This window comes from Microbulbifer pacificus, from assembly GCF_002959965.1.
In the GTDB taxonomy this organism is placed as follows: domain Bacteria; phylum Pseudomonadota; class Gammaproteobacteria; order Pseudomonadales; family Cellvibrionaceae; genus Microbulbifer; species Microbulbifer pacificus_A.
The window spans coordinates 1,036,021-1,062,914 of the sequence record NZ_PREV01000027.1 but is presented as its reverse complement, the minus strand read 5'-3'; the positions used below and the strand labels follow the sequence as shown (position 1 = coordinate 1,062,914).

General features: G+C 55.7%; 20 protein-coding genes and 3 tRNA genes. 7 read left to right on the top strand and 16 right to left on the bottom strand.

The features are described from left to right. Position 1 precedes the first annotated feature (1 nt). The 5 genes from gspE to C3938_RS15260 form a co-directional block, all read right to left on the bottom strand. Positions 2-1,480 (bottom strand): type II secretion system ATPase GspE, encoded by a 1,479-nt coding sequence (gene gspE / locus C3938_RS15280; RefSeq protein WP_105104090.1) that lies wholly within the window; start codon positions 1,478-1,480, stop codon positions 2-4. Further along, the gene (gene gspD / locus C3938_RS15275) at positions 1,480-3,465 is read right to left on the bottom strand and encodes a type II secretion system secretin GspD (protein WP_105104089.1); all 1,986 of its coding nucleotides are present in this window, start codon (positions 3,463-3,465) and stop codon (positions 1,480-1,482) included. The genes gspE and gspD overlap by 1 nt, the downstream gene beginning before the upstream one ends. An 84-nt stretch (positions 3,466-3,549) precedes the next feature. Then, positions 3,550-4,233, bottom strand: a complete 684-nt coding sequence (locus C3938_RS15270) for a type II secretion system protein N (protein ID WP_105104088.1) — start codon at positions 4,231-4,233, stop codon at positions 3,550-3,552. Between the two features lie 225 nt (positions 4,234-4,458). Further along, positions 4,459-5,388 carry an electron transfer flavoprotein subunit alpha/FixB family protein gene (locus tag C3938_RS15265; protein WP_105104087.1) on the bottom strand — a complete coding sequence of 310 codons (930 nt, stop codon included), beginning with the start codon at positions 5,386-5,388 and terminating at the stop codon, positions 4,459-4,461. After that, on the bottom strand, positions 5,388-6,137 hold the full coding sequence (locus C3938_RS15260; RefSeq protein WP_105104086.1) for an electron transfer flavoprotein subunit beta/FixA family protein: 750 nt from the start codon (positions 6,135-6,137) through the stop codon (positions 5,388-5,390). The genes C3938_RS15265 and C3938_RS15260 overlap by 1 nt, the downstream gene beginning before the upstream one ends. Positions 6,138-6,577: 440 nt before the next feature. On the opposite strand from C3938_RS15260, the gene C3938_RS15255 reads away from it, so the two are divergent. Next, entirely contained in the window at positions 6,578-8,215 is a 1,638-nt protein-coding gene (locus C3938_RS15255; protein ID WP_105104085.1) for an electron transfer flavoprotein-ubiquinone oxidoreductase, read from the top strand. Positions 8,216-8,381: 166 nt separating this feature from the next. Here the strand turns inward: C3938_RS15255 and C3938_RS15250 are convergent, their stop codons facing one another. The 4 genes from C3938_RS15250 to C3938_RS15235 form a co-directional block, all read right to left on the bottom strand. After that, positions 8,382-11,105 carry a TonB-dependent receptor domain-containing protein gene (locus tag C3938_RS15250; RefSeq protein ID WP_105104084.1) on the bottom strand — a complete coding sequence of 908 codons (2,724 nt, stop codon included), beginning with the start codon at positions 11,103-11,105 and terminating at the stop codon, positions 8,382-8,384. Between the two features lie 163 nt (positions 11,106-11,268). Beyond that, entirely contained in the window at positions 11,269-12,936 is a 1,668-nt protein-coding gene (locus tag C3938_RS15245; protein WP_105104083.1) for a serine/threonine protein kinase, read from the bottom strand. Between the two features lie 271 nt (positions 12,937-13,207). Further along, complete coding sequence (locus C3938_RS15240) at positions 13,208-13,762, bottom strand: DUF1285 domain-containing protein (RefSeq protein WP_105104082.1); 555 nt, start codon at positions 13,760-13,762, stop codon at positions 13,208-13,210. Continuing rightward, the gene (locus C3938_RS15235) at positions 13,755-14,465 is read right to left on the bottom strand and encodes a TetR/AcrR family transcriptional regulator (protein WP_233998942.1); all 711 of its coding nucleotides are present in this window, start codon (positions 14,463-14,465) and stop codon (positions 13,755-13,757) included. The genes C3938_RS15240 and C3938_RS15235 overlap by 8 nt, the downstream gene beginning before the upstream one ends. Before the next feature lie 338 nt (positions 14,466-14,803). Here C3938_RS15235 and C3938_RS15230 point away from each other — a divergent pair, with 338 nt between their 5' ends. From C3938_RS15230 to C3938_RS15205, 6 genes are all read left to right on the top strand, one after another. Next, on the top strand, positions 14,804-15,652 hold the full coding sequence (locus C3938_RS15230; RefSeq protein ID WP_105104081.1) for an acyl-CoA thioesterase: 849 nt from the start codon (positions 14,804-14,806) through the stop codon (positions 15,650-15,652). A 120-nt stretch (positions 15,653-15,772) separates the two neighbouring features. Continuing rightward, positions 15,773-15,849 (top strand) — tRNA-Pro (locus C3938_RS15225). 183 nt (positions 15,850-16,032) lie between these two features. Further along, a complete protein-coding gene (locus C3938_RS15220) occupies positions 16,033-17,247 on the top strand; it encodes a hypothetical protein (protein WP_199775623.1) in 1,215 nt (404 codons plus the stop codon). A gap of 552 nt (positions 17,248-17,799) precedes the next feature. Beyond that, a tRNA-Cys gene (locus tag C3938_RS15215) sits at positions 17,800-17,873 on the top strand. A gap of 71 nt (positions 17,874-17,944) precedes the next feature. Beyond that, positions 17,945-18,031, top strand: a tRNA-Leu gene (locus C3938_RS15210). A gap of 216 nt (positions 18,032-18,247) precedes the next feature. Further along, on the top strand, positions 18,248-19,495 hold the full coding sequence (locus C3938_RS15205; protein ID WP_158681722.1) for a serine hydrolase domain-containing protein: 1,248 nt from the start codon (positions 18,248-18,250) through the stop codon (positions 19,493-19,495). 27 nt (positions 19,496-19,522) lie between these two features. On the opposite strand, the gene C3938_RS18265 is transcribed toward C3938_RS15205, so the two are convergent. The 7 genes from C3938_RS18265 to lpxK form a co-directional block, all read right to left on the bottom strand. After that, positions 19,523-20,041, bottom strand: coding sequence for an HNH endonuclease family protein (locus tag C3938_RS18265; RefSeq protein ID WP_233998941.1), 519 nt, complete (start codon positions 20,039-20,041; stop codon positions 19,523-19,525). A 158-nt stretch (positions 20,042-20,199) separates the two neighbouring features. Further along, positions 20,200-20,766, bottom strand: a complete 567-nt coding sequence (gene pgsA / locus C3938_RS15195) for a CDP-diacylglycerol--glycerol-3-phosphate 3-phosphatidyltransferase (RefSeq protein WP_105104079.1) — start codon at positions 20,764-20,766, stop codon at positions 20,200-20,202. A gap of 102 nt (positions 20,767-20,868) precedes the next feature. Then, on the bottom strand, positions 20,869-22,683 hold the full coding sequence (uvrC, locus tag C3938_RS15190; RefSeq protein ID WP_105104078.1) for an excinuclease ABC subunit UvrC: 1,815 nt from the start codon (positions 22,681-22,683) through the stop codon (positions 20,869-20,871). A gap of 116 nt (positions 22,684-22,799) precedes the next feature. Continuing rightward, positions 22,800-23,444, bottom strand: coding sequence for a response regulator (locus C3938_RS15185; protein WP_105104077.1), 645 nt, complete (start codon positions 23,442-23,444; stop codon positions 22,800-22,802). 468 nt (positions 23,445-23,912) lie between these two features. Next, positions 23,913-24,929 carry a UDP-N-acetylmuramate dehydrogenase gene (murB, locus tag C3938_RS15180; RefSeq protein WP_105104076.1) on the bottom strand — a complete coding sequence of 339 codons (1,017 nt, stop codon included), beginning with the start codon at positions 24,927-24,929 and terminating at the stop codon, positions 23,913-23,915. A 70-nt stretch (positions 24,930-24,999) separates the two neighbouring features. Next, on the bottom strand, positions 25,000-25,776 hold the full coding sequence (gene kdsB, locus C3938_RS15175; protein WP_105104075.1) for a 3-deoxy-manno-octulosonate cytidylyltransferase: 777 nt from the start codon (positions 25,774-25,776) through the stop codon (positions 25,000-25,002). After that, positions 25,773-26,834, bottom strand: coding sequence for a tetraacyldisaccharide 4'-kinase (gene lpxK, locus C3938_RS15170; protein WP_233998940.1), 1,062 nt, complete (start codon positions 26,832-26,834; stop codon positions 25,773-25,775). Before lpxK ends, kdsB begins: the two co-directional genes overlap by 4 nt. Between the last annotated feature and the right edge of the window lie 60 nt (positions 26,835-26,894).

The window sequence follows — 26,894 nt, the reverse complement described above, 5'->3', positions numbered from 1 at the left end:
GTCAGGACTCCTGGGTTACCCGTAGTACTTCTTCCAGTGAAGTGATTCCAGCCAACACTTTGGCCATACCGTCGTCGCGAATACTCGGCCCCAGTTTGCGGGCCTCCTGAACCAGTGCGCTCTCCGACGCGCGGTCGTGGATCATCTGGCGCAGCTTCTCATTCACCGGCACCAGCTCATAGATACCGACGCGTCCAAGATATCCGGTGTGGTTACATTTCTCACAGCCACCGGGCCGGTGGATGGTGGCATCGGCCCCCTCTTCCAACCCGAGCATACGGCACTCAAATGCATCCGCTGCGTGGGGCTGGCGGCAATCCGGGCAGAGCACCCGCACCAGTCGCTGCGCCAACACCCCGATGATACTGGACGACAGCAGGAAGGGTTCGATACCCATATCCACCAGACGGGTCACTGCACCCAGTGCGGTATTGGTGTGCAGGGTGGAAAGCACAAGGTGACCGGTCAAACTCGCCTGAATGGCGATTTGCATGGTTTCGAGGTCGCGGATTTCCCCCACCATCACCACATCCGGGTCCTGACGCAGGATCGCACGCAGCCCCCGGGCAAAGGTCATATCCGCCTTGGTGTTCACCTGAGTCTGGCCGACGCCTTCCAGGTTGTACTCCACCGGGTCTTCCACCGTGAGGATATTCTTCTCGCGGTTGTTGATGCTGGCGAGGCCCGCGTAAAGCGTGGTGGTCTTACCGGAGCCGGTGGGACCGGTGACCAGCAGAATACCGTGGGGGCGACCCAGCAGATCCATCATCACCTTGAGGTCGCGCTCGGCCATACCCAGATTGCGCATGTCCATCTTGCCCGCCTGCTTGTCCAGCAGACGCATAACCACCCGCTCGCCGGCGGAAGACGGCATGGTGGAAACCCGCACATCCACTTCACGCCCCCCCATCAACAGGGAAATCCGTCCGTCCTGGGGTACGCGCTTTTCCGCGATATCCAGTTTCGCCATCACCTTGATCCGGGACACCAGCAGCGGTGCCAGGGCGCGGCGGGGCTGCAGGACTTCGCGCAGAACACCGTCAACGCGGAAGCGCACCACAAGGCGCTTTTCAAAGGTTTCGATATGGATATCCGAAGCCCCCTGTTTCAGAGATTCGGCAAAAATGGCGTTGATCAGCTTGACGATGGGGGCGTCGTCTTCCTGCTCCAGAAGGTCTTCGGTTTCAGGCAGAGAGTCCGCCACGGCGGCGAGATCGAGATCGTCGCCCAGGCTTTCCACATCGGAAAGATTGCCACCCTCGCGGTTTTCATACTGGCGCTGCAGAGACTGCTGGAAACTCTCCTGATCCACCGCGGCAATCCCCAGCGGCAGTTCGCAAAGCCGCTGCACTTCCGCCAGCACACCGGGATTGAGAGGTGCCACATACTGCAACACCGGTGTTCCCTCAACCTCTGCCAACAGCACCTGATGACGCTTGGCAAAGGCATAGGGCAGACGTTTCACCGCGAGCACCGCCATTATTTGAAGTCCTCAGGCTCCACGGGCGGTACTTCTTCCTGCTGCTCCATACTGGCAGCGGGAGGGAGCAGATCCGGGAGAATCTCACCGCGGTTCCAGTCCCATACGCGGCTGGTGGTGTCGCGCAGTCGCAGCTGCTTCTCCTGCATGTCGCGATAGCGACGGCGGGTTTCCTCATAACCGGCAACCTGGTTGCTCAGAATGCGCGGACGCAGGAACACCATCAGATTGGTCTTGTCGACGGATTTATCCGAGTTACGGAACAGACGACCGATGCCCGGAATATCGCCGAGCAGCGGCACCTTCTCATTGATTTCCGTGACCTTGTCTTCGATCAAACCGCCCAGCACCAGGATAGCGCCATCGTCGATCAGCACTTTGGTACGAATCTCGCGTTTGCTGGTAACGATATCCGCAGCGCCTTCGGAAAACGGCAGCACATTTTCCACCGTCTGTTCGATTTCCAGAGTGACGGAATTGTTGTTATTGACTCGCGGCGTCACCTTCAGCGTGGTACCCACGTCCTGACGCTGAATGGTGGTAAACGGATCATTGTTGCTGCCTGACAGCAGCTGCTCACCGGTAATAAACGGCACGTTCTGGCCGACGAGGATTTCCGCCTCTTCGTTATCCAGCGCCATGATGGTCGGTGTAGACAGGATGTTCGCATTGCTTTCGCTTGCCATGGCATTGATCGCTACCCGCACATCGGTACCGGTGAGAAAACCGAGGTTAAGGCCAGGGCGCGCGAGATTCAGAGGCGACAGGGAAAACGGGTTGTATTCAGAGAGTACATTGCCGTCATCGTCAATGATCGGAGTTTCCGCGAAATCATTTTCAAAGCCTGCGAAAACATCGTTGTTGTTGCCCGCAATCCATTTGACCCCGAGGCGGTTGCCGGTGCCCTCAGTCACCTCGACGATAATGGCCTCAATCAACACCTGCGCACGGCGCACGTCCAGTTTGGCAATCACGCCTTTCATGGTTTCCAACAGAGACGGAGGTGCGGTAAGCACCAGCGCATTCAGCTCTTCGTTCACCTGGATGCTCACTTCCACATCCGCGACCTGCTGATCTTTCTCTGTCTTCTGAATACTGCCGCTCATGCCTTCGAGTATCGGCTTGAGGTCCGCGGCGCTGGCGTACTGCACGTAAATCACCGCGGTATTGCCCTCACCGGATAGCGGCTGGTCCAGGCGCTCGATGACTTTTTTGAGTTGTTGGCGAGTAACGGGATCGCCCGTCAGGAGAATCGCGTTGGAGCGCTCGTCAACGGCGATACGCAGTGGCTGGACATCGCTGCCCGCCTGCTTGCCACCGCCCTGTAACAGCTCATTGATGACCTGCTTGACCTCCTTTGCGGAAGCGAACTCCAGCGGCACCAGCTCAATGTCGATAGCACCGGCGCGGTCCAGCTGCTTGATCAGACGCACGATCTGCTCGATGTTGGCTGCGCGGTCGGCAACAATCAGGGTGTTGGTATCGGCGTAGGCGGCCAGGTGGCCGGTCTGGGGGATCAGCGGGCGCAGCATGGCGATCAACTGCGCCGCGGAGATGTTCTCGACCTTAACGGTGCGTACAACCAGTGCCTCGCCGGGGGCCCGGGTCAGGTCATCGACGACCGGGATGGCCTGCTGTTTGGCCAGCGCATCCGGCACTACTTTCCAGGCATCACCCTGCTCCACCAGGCTGAATCCGTTGACCTGGAGCACCGACATAAACACATCGAATGCCTGCTCATGGGTCATGGGGTCACCGGCAACCACGGTAACCTTACCTTTTACGTTCGGGTGAACAATGATGTTCTTGCCGGTGAAATCCGCTGCCCAGTTTATGAGGTCACGAATGTCGGCGTTGTCCAGCGACAGCGTAACCCGCTCAGGAGTTGGTTGAACCCTCTCCGCGGACGTCTGAGCCAGCACCGAAAACGACAAAACACAACCCAGGGCGACTGCTACCAGCCGTCGGTGAAACACGCGAATCATTATAAATCTGGCTCTAATTCTTATTTATTCAGTTAAGTGATGGTCTTGAGTATTGCGCCCAATCCCCCATGGGCTCACGCGGAATCAGTTCGCAGACCGCGCCCCCTGCCGCTCTCTTGCCATTTCGCGCAGCTGCTCGAGACGCTCGCGAATCGACTGCTGCTTGTCCGCCCGGTCAGACGCCGCATTGGCACTGATGACCTCGGCGGCCTGGCGCGCATAATTGGCATACTGTTTTGGAACTGTGGGTCGGCCATCCGCATCCGGATAGGTCAGCTTTTCCATCTGTCCGTTTCTACGGAGGATAATATGATCGACCTCCACGGAATAGACTTCTGCGCCACCGGGAAGCTTGTGCCCGACATATACCCGCTCGGCGGGCTTACCGCGTTCAGACACCAACGCACTGGCGCGATCGGTGACGCTGCTGCTGAGCACGCCGGAAAGTACCAGATTCAACTGGGTGATGGGAATGTTGGCGAGGTCAATTTCCGGAGCAGCTTCGGTTTTTAGCGGGGCGACGCCGAAAAACGCCGTGGCCGGCAGAGAGACAGCGGAATTGGTCCCGACGGTACGCGTGCTGCGTTCGGCCAGTAAACCACTGTCGGCATCAGCGGCCATCACAAGATGACCGTACGCCATCAGATTGATCGCGAGCCAACCACCGACGACTGCACTCGTTGCCAGCAAACTGCGCCGAGCGGCACTGGCGGCACTACTTGCGGGGCCCTGCAGGGCGGATGTAATTGTACGTTTCACTAAAGACATGACCAAATCCGTCTCTAATAGATATCTGCTGTAGTGCGGACAGTTCGTTCTTCATTATCGGGCGCCTATTCTCGGGGCTTGAACCGAGAAAGGCAATGTTACAGCCCAGGAAAGAACAAAAAACAACCAAATGGCAACTCTGGCCGGACACACGCCCACAATTCGCACCAATAAAAAAGGCGGCTTACGCCGCCCTTTCATTGAACCCAGTATATGGCCTACCGGTTACAATTTTGTTTCAAGTTCCGGCACCGCATCAAACAGATCCGCCACCAGACCGTAATCCGCCACGGAGAAGATGGGCGCTTCTTCATCCTTGTTGATGGCGACAATCACTTTGGAGTCTTTCATACCGGCCAGGTGCTGAATAGCACCGGAAATGCCGACGGCAATGTACAGATCCGGTGCGACGATCTTACCGGTCTGCCCCACCTGCATGTCGTTGGGCACAAAGCCGGCGTCCACCGCAGCACGGGATGCACCAACCGCCGCACCCAGCTTGTCGGCAACCTTGTACAGAAGTTCAAAGTTATCGCCATTCTGCATGCCGCGACCACCAGAAATGACCACGCGCGCGGCGGTGAGTTCCGGACGATCGGATTTTGCCAGCTCCTCACCGACAAACTTGGAAAGGCCCGCGTCGTCGACAATGTCCACAGACTCAACGGCAGCACTGCCACCCTCGGCCGCTACCGGGTCAAACGCAGTAGTACGTACAGAGGCGACCTTAATAGCATCGGAGCTCTGCACGGTGGCAATCACGTTGCCGGCATACACCGGGCGCTTGAAGGTATCCGGGCTCTCGACCGCAATGATGTCGGACAGAGGCTGCACATCAAGCAGCGCCGCGGCGCGCGGCAGCATGTTTTTGCCCGTGGTAGTGGCTGGAGCCAATACATGGCTGTAGTTCTTACCCAGATCGGCAACCAGCTTGGCTACATTTTCTGCCAGCTGGTGCTCGTAAGCGGCGTTATCGGCCACCAGAACCTTGCTGACACCCTCGACCTTGGCCGCGGCTTCGGCCACCGCACCACAGCCACTGCCGGCAACCAATACATCAACATCACCACCGATAGCTTTGGCGGCAGCCACGGTGTTAAGGGTTGCGCCCTTCAGCTCGGCGTTATCGTGCTCTGCAATTACAAGAATGCTCATCAGATTACTTTCGCCTCACTTTTCAGTTTTTCCACCAGTTCTGCCACGTTCGCAACCTTGATGCCTGCCTGGCGCTCCGCCGGCGGCTCGACTTTCAGGGTCTTGGTGCGCGGGGCGACATCCACACCCAGCTCATCCGGAGTGGTCGTATCAAGGGGCTTTTTCTTGGCCTTCATGATGTTCGGAAGGGAGGCGTAGCGCGGCTCATTCAGGCGCAGGTCGGTGGTAACCACCGCTGGCAGTTTCAGTTCAACAGTCTGCAGGCCGCCGTCGATTTCACGGGTAACCTTGACCGAACCGCCATCAACATTGACCTCGGACGCAAACGTGCCCTGCCCCATACCAGTGAGTGCAGCCAGCATCTGGCCGGTCTGATTGTTGTCGCCGTCGATGGACTGCTTGCCCAGAATGACCAGTTGCGGGGCCTCCTTCTCCACCAGCGCTTTCAGGCACTTGGCCACCGCCAGGGGCTGCAGTTCGGCATCCGTCTCAACCAAAATGCCACGGTCAGCACCCAGCGCCAGCGCCGTGCGAATCTGTTCCTGACACTGCTTGGGGCCCATGGAAACAGCGACGATTTCACTGACCACACCCTTTTCTTTGAGGCGAACCGCTTCTTCAACCGCGATTTCACAAAAGGGGTTGATGGACATCTTCACATTGGCGGTGTCCACGTCCGAACCATCCGCCTTGGGGCGAACTTTCACGTTGTAATCCACAACGCGTTTCACAGCTACAAGAACTTTCATGAAAATCCCGTCTCAGTAGTCTACTTGGAAGTTGCGACCCGGCAGCCAAAACAGCGCTGACGCAACATGGGTAACTCGGGCAGCCTCCCGGCCGAGTACGATGGCGGCTCTGCCAAATCCCCGCCACGCGGGCAATTTCAGGCACCTGCGAGCCAGCCGCAAGTTCAAACAGTTGTTTGAGCGGCGTGTATGTTGGCCCTTTCAACAGGCAAAATCAATAGTGGAATACTAAGCCTAGCAGCCATTCACAGAATCAATTTCAGGTCATAATTTGGGCGTATTTCGCCGGATGAGGGCGTCAAATTTGCGCTGATTTTGCCAGCGGATTTGAAAAATGCTGCAATTGGTGGGGTTACTGAATCGCCGATATAATGCGCCAGCTTATAAATCGCCTGCCATAATTTGGCGGCTGAATAACTACATATGCTGAGGAGTGACCTGTGGAACGCGAGTCAATGGAATACGACGTAGTGATCGTAGGTGCCGGCCCCGCCGGACTTGCGGCTGCGTGCAAGCTACGCCAGATCAATGAAGACATTTCTGTCTGCGTGGTAGAAAAAGGCTCCGAAGTTGGTGCGCATATATTGTCTGGCGCAGTATTTGAACCAACGGCCCTCAATGAACTCTTCCCGGATTGGAAAGAGCGCGGCGCACCACTGCAGACCGCCGTCAACGGCGACGACATCTACGTTCTGCGCGGCCCCGAAAAAGCACTCAAAGTTCCTGGCATGCTGGTGCCCAGCACCATGCACAACGAAGGCAACTACATCATCAGCCTCGGCAACCTGTGCCGCTGGCTCGCGGAACAGGCCGAAGCACTCGGGGTTGAAATTTTCCCAGGCTTCGCTGCCGCTGAGGTGCTGTACAACGAAGATGGTTCGGTCAAAGGCATCGCTACCGGCGACATGGGTATCGGCGCGAATGGGGAACACAAAGACAGCTACATGCCCGGCATGGAACTGCACGCCAAATACACCCTCTTCGCCGAAGGCTGCCGCGGCCATCTGGGCAAACAGTTGATTGCCAAATTCTCCCTCGACGCCAACCGCGACCCGCAGCACTACGGCATCGGCATCAAGGAAATCTGGAAAGTCGACAGTTCTCGGCACCAGCAGGGTCTGGTTGTTCACACCGCCGGCTGGCCGCTGGATGAATCCGGCTCCGCCGGTGGTGGCTTCCTCTATCATCTGGAAGACGATCAGGTAGTTGTCGGTCTGATCACCGACCTCTCCTACAGCAACCCGCATGTCAGCCCGTTTGATGAATTCCAGCGCTACAAGCACCACCCGGTGATCAAACAGTACCTGGAGGGCGGCCAGCGCATAGCCTACGGTGCCCGCGCCATCGTCAAAGGCGGCCTGCAATCCCAGCCCAAAATGACCTTTCCCGGCGGCCTGCTGATCGGCGACGACGCCGGCACCCTGAACTTCGCCAAGATCAAGGGCAATCACACTGCGATGAAGTCCGGCATGCTGGCCGCGGAATCCGTAGCCGAAGCCCTGACCGCAGAGCGTGCTGGCGACGAACTTACCGATTACAGCGAACGCTACAAAAACAGCTGGGCCTGGAAAGAACTGCACATGCAGCGTAACTTCGGGCCCGCGCAACACAAATGGGGCAACATCCTCGGCTCCGCCTACGCTTTCGTCGACATCAATCTGTTCAAGGGCAAACTGCCCTGGACACTGAGCGACAGCAAGGCGGACCACGCGCAGCTGAAGCCCGCCGCCGACTGCAAGAAAATCGAGTACCCCAAACCGGATGGCAAGCTGAGCTTCGACAAGCTCTCCTCGGTGTTTATTTCCAACACCAACCACGAGGAAGACCAACCCTGCCACCTGACATTGAAAGACAGCGACATTCCGCTGAATCACAACCTGCCCATCTACGACGAGCCCGCCCAGCGCTACTGCCCGGCTGGCGTATATGAGGTAATCGAAGAAGCTGGCAGCAAGCGATTCCAGATCAATGCGCAGAACTGTGTACACTGCAAAACCTGCGACATTAAAGACCCGACCCAGAACATTGTCTGGATCGCACCGGAAGGTGGCGGCGGCCCCAACTACCCGAATATGTAATTTTTTCAGTACTCGAGACTTGAAAGGGCACCGATGGTGCCCTTTTTCATATCTGTCCATGTCACCAGGCCACAGTCCAAACGAAAAAAGCCAGGTGCCCTTCCCGGCACCCGGCTTACCAAGCGATCCCTGTTGGTATTGGACTTCCAGGAATGTTCTTAAGTTTTTAGAACTGGTATTGCGCACTCAGCGAGAACGACTGACCAGGTTTCTCTTCAAACACGACCACATCCGCACGCTCAATCTCAATAGCTTCATCCAGCAGGTTCTGCATCTTGGCCTTGATGGTGATTTCCGAAGTGGGATACCAGGAATAGGTCAGATCCAGAGAGTGGAATGGCTGCTCGTAGGCATCAGGCGCGCCATTACGGCCAGCCAGGTACAGACGATCACCAAACACGTTATAGCCCAAGGTCGCAGAATGGTTGCCATCCGGCGAATCGAAGCCAACCAGCATGTTCACTACATAATCTGAAGCGCCAGTCATTTCACGAACCGGATTGGTCGGTGCATCGGCCCCGGAACCAGCCACCAACTCTGTTTCCTGCAAGGTCAGGTTGCCTTGCAGGAAAAAGCTATCCATGAATTCACCCATGAATCCGAGAGACTTCAGACCCTCGATTTCAATACCGGTAATATCTCCAGACTCCGCATTGATGATCTCGCGTGCCACATTGGTGTCACTGGATGCGAGCTCGAAGAACTCAATCGGGTCCAGAATATCCTTGTAATAGGCAGACAGCGTCAGGTTATCCCCGTTATCGAAAAACCACTCGGCACGGACATCAAAGTTCGTAATCTCGGAAGGACGCGCATTCGGGTTGCCCTTGATCTGCTCATCGGTGATCGGGTCAATGTAGATCGCATCAGTAATTTCACGCAAATCCGGACGAACGGAAGTTTTACTTGCGCCGAAACGTAGCTGGAAAGTATCAGCCCACAAAGATCCCATGTAGGTGAGAGACAGCGACGGATAGACTGCATCTTCTACATAAGTGGCCTCAAGAAGTTCTTCCGGGTCATTAGGAATTTGCGGATCGTCCAAAGTGTAACCGTAGGGATTCCAATCAAGAGCAACCTGGTTGTACTCTTCCCAACGGGCACCTGCAGAAATACGCCAAGTCTCATTCAGGGTCCAATCGACTTTACCAAAGGCAGCATCGGTCAAGGTAGCGGCGATATAGCTCTGATTATCAGATCCAGCTCGATCAAACACATAATTGTTGTCAGCATTAGTGATTTGCTCATCACCAAACACTTCATCCAAGCCGCCGCTGAGGGAACCAGAATCACCCACACTCAGGGCACCCAAGCGGAACTCAGTCTGCTTGTAGCTACGCCCCTTTTCCGTCCTGGCGTAGCCGCCACTCAACTCAAGGGAAGAGCTAGAAAACTCCAGCGGAAGGGTAGCGCTCCAGCCGTAGTGAACAACCTGGTCTTCCAACTCTGTAAATCGGAACGCAGAGCTGTTTACGCCAGCACTCACCGCCGATGAAACCACTTCGCCCTTGGCGTTGGTTTTGGTATCCGCAAGAATGCTCACCTCATTGGGAATATCAGTCTGCGCGGTTGCATCAGAATAGAACCAATCAACGACTAGATCATCGGGAGTCCAGTTCAGAAGACCACCGGGTACCAATCCCTTACTGGCCGGCCCCGTCTGATGGCTTCCCTTTATCTGATTTAACATCAGGTCACGCTCTTCATACTTGAGCGTGTATTCACGGAACCCGCGGCCATCAGAAACTTCACGGTTTTCGTTGAAGTAATCGCGAATAGAGGAATCGTCATCTGTATTGCGCAGATACAGGCTGGTGTAGGTTACTTCCTGCTCATCGGCGTACCGAACACCTATGTTTATATTCGCACTCAAATCGACGGAGTAAGTAGAAGTGTTCTCGGTATCGATACGTTCGTCCGGAAAACCATAGGCACGCTTAATGGTTTCCTCTTCACGCCAACGATTCTTATAAGAGCCGCCAGCCAGAAAGCCCACTTCCCAGTCGTCGCTCAACACAAAACTATTGCCAACGCTAGCCTTTACATCCAAATCTGGTTTGCTGGACTCTTCAACGATAGCGATATCGCGATTCAGATTCAGAGCAAGCTCACGATTTAGTTGCTGAGCTGCCGCTATTGCTTCACTCGCTGAATTATAAGTATTACCTTCAGCTTCAAGTACCTTGCGGATATCTTGAACACCCAAGCGACCTTTAAAACGCTGCAGTGCCGTTTTTAGTTCCGACGACATCGCGCGGGTACCATCGTCTGAACCAAAACTATCGTCATCACCACCACTATAGCTGAGTACCTTGCCGTCTGTTTCGGTATTTGTACCGCTACCCAGCTCAATGGAATAAGTCAGCGAATCCGGAATACTCTTGGTGCGAATATCGACATTACCACCACCAAACGTCGCAGCCTGATCGGCAGAATAGGACTTTTGTACCGCCAGAGAGTCAACTACTGACGTCGGGAAAATATCGAGTGGGATTACATTTCGGGTCAAATCCGGTGATGGTACTGTCGCGCCGTTAAGAGTAGTACTGGAGTAGCGCTCACCAAGACCGCGGACATACACGAATTTGTCATTAACCAGGGATAGGCCTGACACCCGGCGCAATGCTGCAGCTACGGTAGAGTCACCCACACGGCCAATCATTTCGGAACCGAGAATATCGGTAACCACCTCATCATCCAGACGCTCCATGACCAGCGTTTCAGCTGAATCCTTGAGACGCCCCTGAACCATAACTTCTTCAATTTGCTGTGCTTGCGGTGCAGAGACGTTATCCATCTCCACTTGTGCATAGACATTCGGAGCAATGACGGAGGCCGTGGCGATAGCCAGTACCAGCGGCGCTCGTTGAAATTTTTCTTGCTTAATCATTTCCCAGGCCTCTTACCGTTCCTGCTTGTTGTTCTGCCCGTTTGTTCTGAACAAAAATTAGATCAACCAATTTCAACCATCAGAATCAAACAGGGCGCCGTCCCCAGTTGTTGAGGGCGGCGCCCTTCAAGATCGGGAGTCTCCCCCCGATCCCATTCAGCACTTACTGCTGTTCAAACCACAGAGCTTGTGCGCGGCTGCCATCATGCAGACCGTAAGTCCAACCTTGAGTCCAGTCGCTTCCACCTGCGCTCAAAGCGCCGAAGAATGCACGCTCAACCGGAGTAATAGCGATGGCCGCATCGTTCACCATCATGCTGCCGGTGGCGATAGAGTAAACGGACGGAGTACCCTCCAGCACCTGAAAACCTGTGTCTGCTGCGGCAGTCGGGTTCAGAGCTGCGTCGACCGGAACATTGGCAAATACGTTGCCGTTAGCTTCCGCCCACGCTTGCAGACTGTCGGCGCCAATCGGTCCACCTTTGGCTTTGTCAGTGCACGCGAAAATATTGGAAGTGATTGCAGCATCAGTGCCCGCTTCCAGAGCAGCAATAGTTTCGTCGCTCTCTACACGCAGACAGTAGTTGCTGCCGTCAGCACCTGTAGCATCCACCTTGAAAGAGCCGATAACCATGGAGTTGGTAATCATCGGGTAGATGCCTTCACGGAAGCGCCAGCCAGCACTCGGATCGTGAGTGACGGTGTCCGCACCAGCGCCCGAGATGATACAGGTCAGACCGTCAATTACTGGGCGGCTGTTCAGGCCGGCAGCAATCAGCGCAGAATAGTCGTTGGCCGCATCGTAAGAACCGATACCATCGGATTCGATACAGTGGTTGCCATCGGTTTCACTCTGAATCACGAGAGCGTTGGTGATGGAACCACTCCAGCCCTCATCGATGTCGATGGAGTCGTCGCGAACATACAGGGCAACATAGTTTTCAAAACTTACTGCACCACCGAACATTTCAATGCCGTCATCGTAGGTGGAGTAAACCTGCAGGTTTTTAACGATAGTACCGGCACCAACACCACCAAAGCTGATACCGTTCAGTTCGTCACCGTTAGCAACTTCTGCACCGGTGTGCTTGACGCGAACGAACTCCATCTGACCGGAGCTGTCGTCGTTGTTGTCACCGCCATAGTTGGATTGGTCTTTACCGGCGGAACCCTCAGCCAGTACGTGACATTCGGAGGTTTTCATTTCGGCATCGTAGGAGCACTTGTTTGTGATACCGAAACCGTTGATAACCATACCGCCCCACTGCTGTACGTCTTCAGGACCAACAGTACCTTCAACATCCGACAGGGAAGTGAAGGTGATAGGATCTTGAGCAGTACCAACGGCAAACAACTGAGAACCACGGTTGATTACCATAAATTTGGTGCTGTTCGGGAAGGCTACGGTTGCGCCTGCTTGCACCGTCAGTGTGGCGCCATCGCCACCTTCAGCGATACCGGCAGCCGCCATAGTAGTATCGTCATCGTAATTGTTCCCTACGAACAAGCTGCCTTCAAAAATGTGGGCACCACCGTTATCCAGAGCTGGGATTACCAGGTCAACGGTCAGCGGATTACCGGAATCAACAAAGCTGGCATTGTAAGTGCAGTTCCCGGTAGCTGAGCTGAATGCGCCCTGCTTTACCTGACCGGCTTTCTCGTAAGAAGCGCACGGATTGCTCTGACCACCACCATCATTGCCACCGCCGGTAGAATTATCTACTGAGTTATCTTCGTTAACTGGAGCAATGTTGATACCACCGCTATCACAACCAGCCAGCAAAGCAGAAATCGCAGCTGCCAGCAGCAGCTTGTTGGATACAAGTTTCATGAATCCCCCTAACAAGGATGAAGTGAGTTAATCCGTGACTATTTTTTTAAGCCAAAGCAATTTGGACGAAGGGGAGTCTAGAAAGGGAGTGTTGCGGAAATGTTACGAATGAAAGACGCGAAGAAAAAAATGGGAGAAATAATTCAAAAATATTTCAATGTGAAATATTTATTTCCATGTAATGACACATACATTTCTGAAACATTTCAGAGAGATCTCTGGCGATCAGATTGTAGCCAATCCGAATTTCTATGAACCCAGACAGTGGCGCTCAGTATTCGCCCAGCAGGAATTCTTCCCCATTGCTCTTCAGCCACATCTGGCAGAGGCGAGCCGGTGGCTCTTGGGGCTGGCGAGGTTCCGCCCAATCGATCAGCTGATAGTACACATCGCGGGACATACGCCCCTGAAGTCCAGAGCGAACGTCCACATACGGAATAGGCAGTGGCGGATCGCCGAATGGTTTGAGCAGTAGAGGATGGGATTTGTCGAGAGGAACGACATCACCGGTGTTGGTGGTCAACAGAATCTGGTCACCGTCGCGGGCCGCCTGAGTGATCAAAAAAGGAACATCCTCGACACGGATACGCCACTTCTCTACCGGCGTTACCAGGTAATAGTGGCGTCCTTCCCGCTTGAGGATACTGGCGAACAGGTTAACCAGCGGCTGGCGCTGGATTTCGCTTCCCTCATGAATCCAGTGCCCGTCAGACTGGATTACCAAGTCCATATCCCCGCACAGGTCAGGGTTCCAGCTGGCCACCGGTGGGTGGCCGCGGAATTCCTGCTGCAGCTTCTCCAGCTGCTGGAAGAGTGGCTCAGCCAAAGCTGCTTCCCGGGGTTGATGTGGGGTTGTGGGAACTCTGGTTGGACGACTCCTGCCCCTGAGACTGACCGGCACCGCGGCGACCCGACATGTCGCCAATATGGACACCCACATCCATAATGAACTCCATCAAGCCGGCCCGGTCCTCGATCACATCCGCGAACGACTTGGAGTGATAGAGCTCTACCGCACCCTGGACCAGTGCCCAGTAGGTGGAATAGTAGTAATAGGCGGGAACCTTCTTGAGGACCCCCTGCTCCATGCGTCGCTCAAATACCCGGTTCAGGGCGGAGGCATTGGAGTTGCGCAGTGCATGCAGCTCGGCAATCATCTCTGGTGCCAGATTCAGGGCGATGATCTTCTCTTCCAGCCTCTGGAACAGACGATCGCGCCCCGGGTCCGCCATACGGGATTCGAAGTAGGCCCGCGCCGGTGCAGTGATGTCTCCCTGCTCGGCGGTAGCCACAGCGACCTTGATACGTTCGGTGAGGGACTTCTCATAGTCCATCAGCAAACGCATGTAAATCTCTGTTTTTGAAATGAAATGCTTGTAGATTGTGCCTTTGCCGATATCTACTCGCTCGGCGATCTGCTCAACGGTTACTTTTTCTTCACCGTGCTCCAGGAGCAGCTCCAGCGCCGCATCCAGGATACGCTGCTCCCGCGCCCGAAAACGCTGAACCTTCTCTTTTGCCTTATCCATACTTCCGACCTTAGCTGTCCGTACAATTGGAGACTGAAATTGACTATCCATTCATGAATGATAGGCAATTCCCCCACGATGGAAAAGAAATTCAAGGTAACCGGCGCCGATTGCGCAACACTGAGCGCCAATAGGTGCGGCGCCGGTACTCCATCCGATCCCAGAGTACAATTGCCCTCAACTCATATGCCATTGAGCCGCTAATTTGCCACCCCCTCTGAGAGAATCAGCAATAGCCACAGAAACTGTAGTTGTTATCATTGCCCGTTGTTCGGCATACCGCGAACGCCAACTGTCACCGGCTCCGCTTGGAATCAACACAGGATGATGGCCCCCTGATGCAGCAATCCCTCAGCACGCTACTGGATGTAGAAAGACTCGACAGCAACCTTTACCGCAGCCGAGCGCATGTGGAGAACTACCGCAAGGTGCTGTTCGGCGGCCAGGTACTCGGCCAGGCCCTGATGGCGGCCGCCCGCACGGTGGAAGGCCGCCTCCCCCACTCCCTGCACGCCTATTTTCTGCGGCCGGGCTCCAGCGAAATGCCGGTCATCTACGATGTTGACCCGATCCGCGATGGGGGCAGCTTTACTACCCGCAGGGTCGTGGCGCGCCAGAACGGAAAGGCCATCTTTAATATGTCCTGCTCCTTCCAGATAGCCGAACCGGGCTTTGATCATCAGGCGGAGATGCCCACCGAGGGCATCATCCCCCCGGAGAAACTGAAGAACACCCAGCAACTGGCGGAAGAAGCCGGGATGAATGGCGCCGCCAGCAACCAACGGCGCTATATGGTGGACTTCCGCCCCATAGATCCCATGAGCTACTTCGACGCGGAAGTCCGCGAACCCCGCTGCATGTTCTGGTTCCGGGTAGATGGTCAACTGTCTGACGACCCCATCGAGCACCGCAGTGCACTCTGCTACGCCTCCGACATGGCCCTGCTGGGCACCAGCCTGCAGCCACACAAGATCAGCCTGTTTGATCCGCACCTGATGCCGGCCAGCCTCGACCACGCCATGTGGTTCCATCGCGAGTTCCGCGCCGATGAGTGGCTGCTGTACGTTACCGACAGCCCCTCTGCCAGCGGTGCTCGCGGCTACTGCCGCGGCCAGATTTTCACCCGTGAGGGCCGTTTGGTAGCCTCTACCACCCAGGAAGGGCTGATCCGGCAGATTAAAGGTTGATCAACCCCGGGCCTTTTTGAAAAAACTGCTAAATTTAATGAAATCAGTGGTTTACAGAAGCTCGGCGGTTGCTATAATGCCGCCCGCTTCGCAAGGAAGCTTGAGCGAAAGCTCAGACGTCGGTGAGTAGCGCAGCCTGGTAGCGCACTTCGTTCGGGACGAAGGGGTCGGAGGTTCGAATCCTCTCTCACCGACCATTTCTCAATTTTCCCGTGCTTTTTCTCTCACTTCCTGCTTTTCCTGCTGCCCTTAGGGCACCGAATTCCCCACTTGTTGTCATATGATTTGCCGCGCGCAGCGTCAGATTTACATGCAGCGCGCTCATCAATTTATGCAGGTAGAACTGAGCTTTTCTGATGCTTTTCTTTTTTCGAGCTGTTGTGGCCCTTTCCTTACTCCTTATGTCTACCGGAGTATTAGCCGCCGATCCCGAGTATTACGATATCCGCTATAAGGCTCGCCTGAATCCGGAAGAAGGTACGGCCCATGTATCTATTAACCTTGAAGGCGGAGAGCTCCCCAGCGAACTGACTTTGCACATCAACAAGGAGCGACACCTCAATATCGAGGGAAGCGATGAGCTGGAGGTTGAAGGTGAGAAAGTAGTCTGGCGCCCCAAAGGCCGGCGCTCAACGCTTCAATACGACTTCGTCATTGACGAAAAAAAATCCCGCGGCCGATACGATTCCCGCATTACCGATAAATGGGCCATCTTTCGGAGCGACAAGCTGATCCCACCAATCTCCGCACGGGCACCCAAAAGTCTTCAGTCGCGCGCTACGCTGGAAATCGAAGCACCAGAGAAATGGAACGCTCTCACGCCTTACGTCAAAGATGACAGCGGGATTTTCCAACTGAATGACCCCGGACGCCGCTTTATCCGTCCCAAAGGCTGGGTGATTGCAGGACACATTGGCAGTCGGCAGGACATCATTGACGGCACCGACGTGGTCATCTCCGCCCCTCTCGGCGAGAACATCCGCAGACAGGATACGCTCGCCTTCCTGAGCTGGACCCTGCCAGAACTAAAAAAAGTATTTCCCGAGTTTCCTCAAAAACTGCTGATCGTAATGGCCGGAGATCCTATGTGGCGCGGCGGCCTTTCCGGTACACGCTCACTCTTCATGCACGCGGATCGGCCGCTGATTTCGGGCAATCGCACCAGCAGCCTGCTGCATGAGTTGGTGCATGTGGCCACGGGTATCCGCGGCGACAAAGAAAGCGATTGGATTGTTGAAGGCATCGCCGAATATTACTCTCTGGAAACCCTTCGCCGGTCGGGCGGCATCAGTGAGCGACGTTACCACGAAGCGCTGGAGGATCTCGCTCACTGGGGCTCTGAATCGCCCAATCTGCTGGTAAAGCGCTCCGCCGGCCCGGTTACCGCGAGAGCGACCGTGGTACTCCATGAAGTCGACAAAACCATCCAGAAATCAAGCGACGGAAAGTCCAGCCTGGACGACGTTGTAAAAATACTGGCCACCGAACGCGGAGAAATCACTCTGAAGAAATTCCGCCACCTGGCGGAAAAAGAAGCCGGAGTACCGCTACCGCAACTTGAGCGCACTTTTCTTGAGGGCAAAAAAAAGCCCTGACGACGGGGGGGGGGAGAGCGTCAGGGCCAAGACCATTAGGAGTGAAACTTGGAGGATTTCATCCTTACAACACACTGGGCGCCTATTTGGAGGAGGGCGCCCGGCCGGCACTACTAAACACGACTTGGGGGGGAGATGTGTGCTAGCCAGCTACAACCAGTATTGGTCACCCCCGGGCAATTGCCAGTTCACGAAGAAAAAAACTTAGAACAATTAGAAATAGAAAGCTCTATTCCATTTCAAACGGTTATTACACCGTTGGCGAGAACACTAATTGACCGACTAATCACTAAAGTCAGATAACCTCTGACTTACCCTTGACTAATCTCCGGCAAACCATAGAATAGCGCCCTCTTACACGCCGCGAGGCACGTAAGTATCAGAAAATGCTAGGATTTTTATCTGACTTCCGATAGAATCCGCGACGTTTTCAACACCTAAGGCTAGGTGGCAGAGTAGTATTTCGAGGAATGCGACTCCTGCGCCAGCGGCGGGATAAAGAGGGCCGGTGAGACTCGAACCGGCGATCTGAACCTCTACAGAGTCAACAAAGGCTAGGTGGCAGAGTGGTCATGCAGCGGACTGCAACTCCGTGTACGCCGGTTCGATTCCGACCCTAGCCTCCATTTTCTCCCGGTCTTCCCGCAAGGCTGGTCTTTCAGTAACGGAAGCGTTCCGTCAACTGAGCGCCCTATCTGCCCGGATGGTGGAATTGGTAGACACAGGAGACTTAAAATCTCCCGACCTTTTGGTCGTGCCGGTTCAAGTCCGGCTCTGGGCACCACCCTCCTTCTTCTCCTAAACTTCCCAGCGACAAGTCGTTTCCTCCCGACCGCGTGGCAATTTGCCGCCTTGCGTCATCGCCGTTATGAGTGCCAACATTTTTTTCTTCGCGCTAACTCCGTTTGCAATCCTGATTGCCGCACTCGCATGGGTCTGGCGACACCAATTAATGAGGGGAACCCGCGCACTACATGAGTCCATTCGAACACTGCTTTCCATGAGCGCGAAGCTCGCCAATTCCGCACGGCACATTTCGAAATTCAGCGACGACTGTATCCATAAAGATCTCCTCAGTTACTCCCCATTGTTTTTTCTGGTTCGAGTCCGCCACAAAGGAAACATCACATCCGCCAGCCTGCTGAATTTCGCCACGGTGCAGGCCCGCTTCTGCCCCACCCGGGGCGCGCAACTGGATAGCGAATTGCTGGAAATGGCCAGCCCAGGTATCAACAGCGAAAACTCAAAAAAATTCCGCCACGCACGGAACAATGCCAATGTAGACCCGGTGATACAGGCACTGCTAGTCGCCCAGCTCGAAGAAGATAATCGCCTGGGGCTAGACACCCGCGCACTGCTGGTTATACGCGAAGGCGAGCGGATAGCCGCCGCCTATGGTGCCGGTATCACGCCTCAAACGCGCCTGCTGGGATGGTCCATGAGCAAAAGCCTTCTCGCCATTCTATGGGGAAGGATGGAGACGCTCGGACTTGCTGATACCGAGCAGAGCCGGCTTTTTCCGGAGTGGGAAGAGGATGACCGCAGCGCGATCACTCTGAAACACCTGCTGCAGATGTGCGATGGGCTGGCATTCGACGAAACGTATCGGCCAGGTAGCGATGCAACGCGCATGCTGTTTGACATTACCTGCAATGACCTGCTTCGTTATGCCCCCTCCCGCTATGCCTTGAATCGCAGACTCATCCACAACCCGGGCACACATTTCTCCTATTCCTCAGGTACCACCAACTTGTTAGCGAGATGGATGCATCGGCGCCTCGGGGGCACTCACGGCGCCTCAACATTTCTCAACCGCGAATTTCTGGCGCCCCTGGGGTTGCGACGAACATTTTTTGAAATGGATTCAGAAGGTGTGTTTATAGGAAGCTCTTACACCTATGCCAGCGCCGAGGATTGGGGAAAACTTGGCGCACTGATGGTAAATGATGGCCGCGCAGGCCCAAAGCGCATACTCAGTAGCGACTGGATCAAACGGGCCACCGAACCCAACACCAGTGCCAATGACCCACGTTATGGATTCCAGTTCTGGCTGAATTCCGATGGCGCCTTGCCACCGATGTTTCCAGAACTGCCCGCAGACAGCTACTTTATGCTGGGCAATCGCGAACAGAAGCTAATGCTGGCACCCTCGCAAAACACCGTCATCGTGCGGCTCGGGTGGTCCTCCCGCCCCTACCCCATCGAACAGCGCTTTGGAGAAATCCTGGCTCAGTTGCCTTCCAGCTGAAGGGAACCATTCAGCTTGAGCAGCCAATTAGCCGCGATGGCTTTCCAGCATCGCCAAGAAAATCCTGGATTCTCCCTGCGTTGACTGCAGGCCGTACTTTTCCACTACCGCCATAAATCGGCGGAGGTAATGGCTGCGAACTGGCCCGTACGGAGGCATCCACTGGTCCGGTCCTTTATGCCCCTTGCTCTGGTTGCGCCCGTCATCGACGAGCCACAGGTTGTCCAGGTCTTCAGCAAACTGTCGCTTCTTCTCAATACTCCAACCCGCCGCACCGTGATCGTGGGCCCATTTGAGCGGAACGATGTGCTCGACATCGAGATCCGAGGCACGCTCAAAGAAGTGACCGGTGTAGGGGTCCATCCACAAGCCGGACTCAACTTTGCACTGGTCTTCTCCCGTGTAAATTACCGGCGCCAGGGAGTATCGGATCAGCAGTTCGTGGCGGGTATCCTGACAGTCCCGGTCAGAATCTGACCAGTGCGGCAGCCATTCATGGCGCTTGTAGGGCTGCCCAACGGCGGTGTCCGCAGCGAGAAGAAGCAACGGGAAAGAGAAAAACAGAAAAAGAAAGGGGAATAAGGCTCTTAAAACTGCCGGCCTCTGCACAGATCACTCCATTGTCGCGTTATTGCTTGAATGGAACGATCGTACAGCATACCGGGTGACACGAAAATCATTGTCTGAAGAGTTTGAGAAGCAGGTCAGACCTCACCGGGTTCATCCGCGGTGAGCGCCGGCCATGCCGCGCGCAAGTAGATAAACATGGTCCAGATGGTGAGCGCCGCGGCGACATACAGAAGGATGTAACCGATGGTTTCCATCACCGGAAACTCGCGCACATCAAACGCCAGCAACACAATGATTGCCGCCATCTGTGCGGTGGTTTTGATCTTGCCGATATAGCTGACCGCGACACTGCTCCGGAGCCCCAGCTCAGCCATCCACTCACGCAATGCGGACACCGCAATTTCCCGCCCAATGATGATGGCCGCGGCAATGGTAAAGAAAAAGTAATTGTGAAGATCCACCAGTAGCACCAAGGCGGTGGCGACCATGAGCTTATCCGCCACGGGATCAAGAAATGCGCCAAATGGCGTGCTCTGATTGAGCTTGCGGGCAATATAGCCATCGAGCCAGTCGGTGATGGCGGCAAGGGAGAAGATCACTGCGGAGGCGATGTAACTCCATTTATAGGGGAGATAGAAGACCAGCACGAAAACCGGGATCAGCGCCACGCGCAGGAGAGTCAATTGGTTGGCGAGAGTCATGCTGATCCTTTTACATTCGCTGAACACACTTCGTCGGCAGTGCGTAACTTAGCAATCCGCAGAAAAAAAATAAACGCTAATGATATATCCGCTGGCGAGAGATCATTCGTTGTGCAGCGCCGAGTATATATCCTGGGCCAGCTTCCGGCTCACGCCCTCAACACTGGCTAACTCACTGACGGAGGCCCGCAGAATTTCCTGTAAACCGCCAAAATGATGCAGCAGCGCCCGACGCCGCGCGGGTCCGACACCGGCAATACCCTCCAGCGGGGACTCCCGGCGCTTCTTGTCCCGTCGCTGACGGTGACCGGTAATGGCAAAACGGTGGGCCTCATCCCGAACCTGCTGAATCAGGTGAAGCGCGGGCGAGTCGGACTCCAGCACCAGCTCACGCTTGTCCGCCACGACATGCAGGGTTTCAAAGCCAGCCTTACGCGTTGTGCCCTTGGCCACGCCAATAATCTGAACGCCGGTTACCCCAAGCTCATTCAGAGCGTCCACGGCTTGACGCACTTGCCCTTTGCCACCGTCGATCAGCAGAATGTTGGGAAAGCGCCCCTCCCCACTGGAAAGGCGGGTATAGCGCCGCTTGAGAGCCTGCGCCATGGCCGCGTAATCGTCTCCCATGGGGATCCCTTCGATATTAAATCGCCGGTAGTCGGATTTCACCGGGCCACCGGTGTCGAACACCACGCAGGAAGCAACGGTCGCTTCCCCACTGGAGTGACTGATATCGAAACATTCCAGTCGCTCAGGCAGTTCACCCAAGCGCAAAACCTGCTGGAGATTTTCAAACCGATCCTGCAACTTCTGTTGCGACGCGGTACGGCTTTGAAGGTTCTGCTGTGCCGCCTGCTGGGCCATTTCTACCCAGGTTGCACGATTGCCGCGCAATCGGTGGGCAAGTAAAACCTCCCTGCCGGCCTTCTCGCTGAGTGCCGCAGAAATGACACCCAGGTCTTCAACGGATTCCGAAAGCAGAATCTGCCGCGGAATTTCCCGGTTGGAGCCGAGATAGAACTGTGGAATAAATGCGGACAACAGGTCGGTCGCGTCCAGCCCAAGCTTTTCACTGGGATAATAACTGCGACTGCCAAGAATCCTGCCCTGGCGGATAAACAGGACATGCACACAGCAGAGCCCTCCCGCCATTGCTACACCCAGCACATCCGCATCACCGCCGCCGCTCTCCGCGACCTGATCGGACTGCAGGCGGCGCAGCGCCACAATTTGGTCCCTTAACCGCGCCGCCCTCTCGAACTCCAGCGCTACCGACGCCTTCTCCATTTCTTCCGCCAGCTCACGAATAATGCTGTCGCTCTTGCCCGCGAGGAACATTTCCGCATGACGAACATCCGCCCGGTAGTCTTCCGGAGAAATAAAATTCACACAGGGTGCAGTACAGCGCTCAATCTGATATTGCAAACAGGGGCGCGAACGGTTGGCGAAAACGCTGTCTTCACAGGAACGGATTCTGAATGTTTTCTGAAGAAAATTCAGGCTATCGCGCACGGAAGACGCATTGGGAAATGGTCCGTAATATTGCCCCGCTTTACGTTTTGAGCCGCGATGGAAGGCAATGCGCGGAAAGACGTCTTTACTGGAAAGGAAAATGTAAGGATAGCCTTTGTCATCTTTCAGCATGACGTTGTACGGTGGCCGCTGAGATTTGATGAGACTTTGCTCCAGCACCAACGCTTCGATTTCACTGCGGGTTACCGTGACTTCGATATCGGCGATTTTCTCTACCAGCGCCATGGTTTTGGCGGTAAGTCCGGTCGCTCGGAAGTAACTGGCCAGGCGATTGCGCAGATTTTTCGCCTTACCGACATAAAGCACCTTACCGCGGTCATCAAACATCTGATAGACACCGGGTTTACGGGTAACGGTGGTGAGAAAACGTTTGCTGTCGAACATCGGCCGTGTCAATCACTTTCAGCAATAAAAAAACAGGGGCCTGACTGGGCCCCTGTTTTGTGATTCTGGTTTCAGAAAACGCAAAGAACGATCAATTCAGCTCTGGTAACCCCACTTCAGAGCGCTTCTTCCGGATCAAGAATATTGTGTTTAACCGCCAGTAAGGTCAGTTCCACGTCGGAGTGCAAACCCAGTTTTTCAAAAATCCGATAGCGGTAGGTGTTCACGGTTTTAGGGCTTACCGAAAGTGTTTCGGCGATTTCAGATACCTTGTTGCCGTTAACAATCATCACCGCTGTTTGCAGTTCGCGCTCGGAAAGGTCTTCAAAAGGGGAAGAGCCTCCACAGACATTACGCAGCGCCAGACGGGTCGCCATGGAGCTGCTGATGTACGTCTCTCCCGCCATCACCGCACGAATCGCCCGCACCATTTCGTCCAGATCCGCACCCTTGGTGACATAACCCCGGGCGCCAGCCTGAATCAGACGGCTCGGAAACAGGTCGTCATCCAGTGCGCTCACGGCAACAACTTTTGCCTGCGGAAAGCGCGGAATCAGTTTGCGAGTAGCTTCCAGTCCTCCCATGCCGGGCATACGCACATCCATAAGGATGACATCCACCTCAGACTCCCGAACAAAAGCGATGGCCTCTTCGCCGCTCTTGGCCTCGCCTACTACTTCAATATCTTCAACGTCACTGAGCATGCGCGATATGCCCATGCGCACGAGGTCGTGATCGTCTACCACTAAGACTTTTATCAAATTAGCCCCAACCACGGATATTCGGACGGTCCTGCGCAAGAATTTCCTACGTCAACCTCTTTGCGCAAAACCGAGTTTCTTGTTATTGCTCAACGGGTTATTCCCGCAAAGATCCATCCACAGAGCCCTCGGAGAACATACCAGACAAACGACTTGGTGCAAAGCAACACTGTATCAGGCAGCGGAAGGTAAAACCGGGAGTGTCTTCTCAATTTTCAGTGCAATATCGCGGTAATTTTGCTCCGCACATCACTTCATGCTGCACTTTGAGGAAGGGCAATAGCGAGGAATGCTCTTTTGTAAACCCGCACCAAATAGCCCCGCCATGGGGTGTCCTATTGGTCACAATGTTATGACGGGTAACATGGCGATTCTGGCTCCGCACTGGTTGGAACTTTGTTCCTCCACCCCAGTAGCAACCGCCCGGCGGTAACAGAACTGCCCGAGGTTTCCTGCCCGGTGACGGCATCAGGGATAGAAGCGGGGTTCGGGCTCCAGTGTGACGCCAAACTTCTGCTGGATATCCAGGGCAATGTCCTGCGCGAGCGCTACCACCTGGCTACCGCAACGGTGCCCCGGATTGACCAATACCAGGGCCTGGCGGTCGTGAACACCTACCCCGTCTTTCTGGAATCCACGCCAACCGGCCTGGTCTATCAACCAGCCCGCCGCCAGTTTCCAGTGCTCGCCAGCCGCAAAGGCCACCAGCTGCGGGTTCTGCTCCTTCAGACGGCTGTAAAGCGACGCGTCCACCACGGGGTTTTTGAAAAAGCTACCAGCGTTGGGAATCTCTACCGGGTTCGGGAGTTTGCTGTTGCGAATTCCGATGACTGCCCGCGCCACATCCGCGGGAGTCAACGCATCCACCTCTTGAGAGGCTTGTGCAAAATGTTGCTGCAGTGCTGGATACGCCACCTGCGGTTGCCAGCTTGCGGAAAGTTTGAGCACAACTTCACAGATGATGTAGCGGTCTTTCTCAGTGTTCTTGAACACGCTGTCGCGGTAGGCGAACCGGCAATCCTCCGCGGTAAAGGTAACCAGCCTGCCGGTGGCAACCTCCATGGCGGTCAGCTCCTCGAAGGTGTCTTTGAGTTCTACCCCGTAGGCGCCGATGTTCTGGATAGGGGCCGCGCCGATATTGCCCGGTATCAGGGCCAGGTTTTCAAGACCGCCATGCCCCATCTCGACGCTGCGCATGACCAGCTGATGCCAGTTTTCCCCGGCCGCAGCGCGCATCCGTACCCCATCTGACTGAGGCTCGAAATCGAGTCCCTGCAAGCCTACATGCAGGGCCAGGCCAGGGAAGTCACCGGTCAGAACAATATTGCTACCCCCGCCGAGAGGAAGGATCGGTAGCTGTTGCTCTCTCGCAAACGCCAGGGCTTCGCGCAACTCTTCCCGGGTTGTCGCCGCACAGAAATACTTCGCGCGGGCAGCAATGGTCATGGTGTTGAACGGTTGTAAATCGACGTCTTTCTGAATCATGGAATTCCGATGTAACCGCAGGCCGGAGACTGCAGAAGGTATACCGCTCATCCCCGGCCAGTCTTGAAAATCAGGCAAACAGGGCGCGCATCCGCGCAAGATCCTGCTCGGTATCCACCCCACCCGGGACCTCTTCACAGGCGTCCGCGACATGGATAGCGTGGCCGTGGTACAGGAAGCGGAGCTGCTCCAGTGCCTCGAACTGCTCTATGGGAGCCATGGGCCAGCTGACAAACTGATTCAACAGGCCCGCACGGTAAGCATAGATGCCAATGTGGCGCCGTGGGTTCAGGCCTTCCGGAAGCACATTGCGCTCCCGTGAGAATGCGTCCCGCGGCCAGGGAATGGGTGCACGAGAAAAATAGCGTGCCAATCCCGAGGCTTCCGCCACCACTTTGACAATATTCGGGTTGAGGAAGTCTTCGCAGGAAACGATCGGTTCCGCCAGGGTCGCCACGCCCGCCGCATCGTTATTCGCGAGATTTTGCGCCACCTGATTGATGACCGCCGGCGGAATCAGCGGTTCATCTCCCTGCACATTCACCAGGATGCGGTCCGCCGCCGCCCCCAAGCTGGTGGCCACCTCCTGCAGGCGGTCGGTACCGGAAGCGTGTTCGGGACTCGTCATACACACTTCGCCGCCAAACCCCCGCACCACATCCGCAACGCGCTCATCGTCGGTAGCGACAATGACGCGCTCAGCCGCACTCGCGCGCGCGCGCTCGTAGACCCGCTGCACCATGGATTTGCCGGCGATATCCGCCAGCGGTTTGCCTGGCAAACGGCTGGAGCCAAAACGGGCCGGGATGATGACGTCAAAGGCGGACGATAGATTCTGCGCTGTCATGCGAGCTTGAAGTTCTCAATATGTTGGTAGATACGCTGGTAAAACAGGTCGGGCAGCTGCGCGGTCGCCTCCAGAGCCCACCAGTGGCCCTGCCAGAAGTCACGGCATTTCACCGCGTCTTTCATGGTCATGATCACTGGCGTCATACCATCCAGTTGCAGTTCCTGCTGACTGAACTGGTGGTGATCGGGAAATGCCATTTCCATCACGGTGTAGCCGAGGTTACGCAGCGCGCTGAAAAACCGCTGTGGGTTGCCGATGGCAGCGACTCCGTGGCAGGGGCCAATGTCGGGTCCGGATTCCAGTTTCAGGGTGGATGTCTGGTCGAGATTGAACTGGTGCCAGCGGGATGGAACCACCTCCATGGTGAAATCGATATGTTCGCCGCACTGGGAGAGGACAAGCTCGGAAGGCGCACCATTCACCACCACCATATCGACATCGTTCAGACGCTCCGGGGATTCCCGCAGAGGGCCCCGCGGCAGCAGATGTTCGTTGCCGAGACCACGCTGGCCATCGAGTACACAGATCTCCAGACTTCGCCACAAACCGTAATGTTGCAACCCGTCATCCGACAGAATCACATCGCAGCCGTGTTCCGAAACAAGTGCCTCGGCGGCTTCAACCCGCTTCGGAGATACCATCACCGGCAGTCCGGTCATCAGGTGCAGCATCAGCGGTTCATCCCCGGATTCCAGCGGATGAGACTGAGCGGTGACGTTGTAGGGATAGTGCCTGGCGCGACCGCCATAACCGCGGCTGATAATGCCCGGCTTGTGCCCCCGCTCCTGCAGCCAGCGCCCGAGCTCCGCCACCAGCGGCGTCTTGCCGACACCGCCTACGGTCACGTTGCCCACCACAATCACGGGCACCGTTAACGGTGCCGGCTGATTGCGCTGCTTGCGCCAGCGACTGCCATGGCGAAAGGCCATCTCCAATGGCGCCAACAGCGGCAGATGGGACCCGGAGCCCGCACCGTCTGCGGAGGCGGGATACCAACGTTTGTTCAACCAGTCTTCCAGCGACATTGCGCCCTGCTCTCCCTTTCTCTTATCCATACTTGCGCAACCGGAGTCACCCGGAGCCGCGCCAGCGCGATCCTGTCCATACCTCGAACG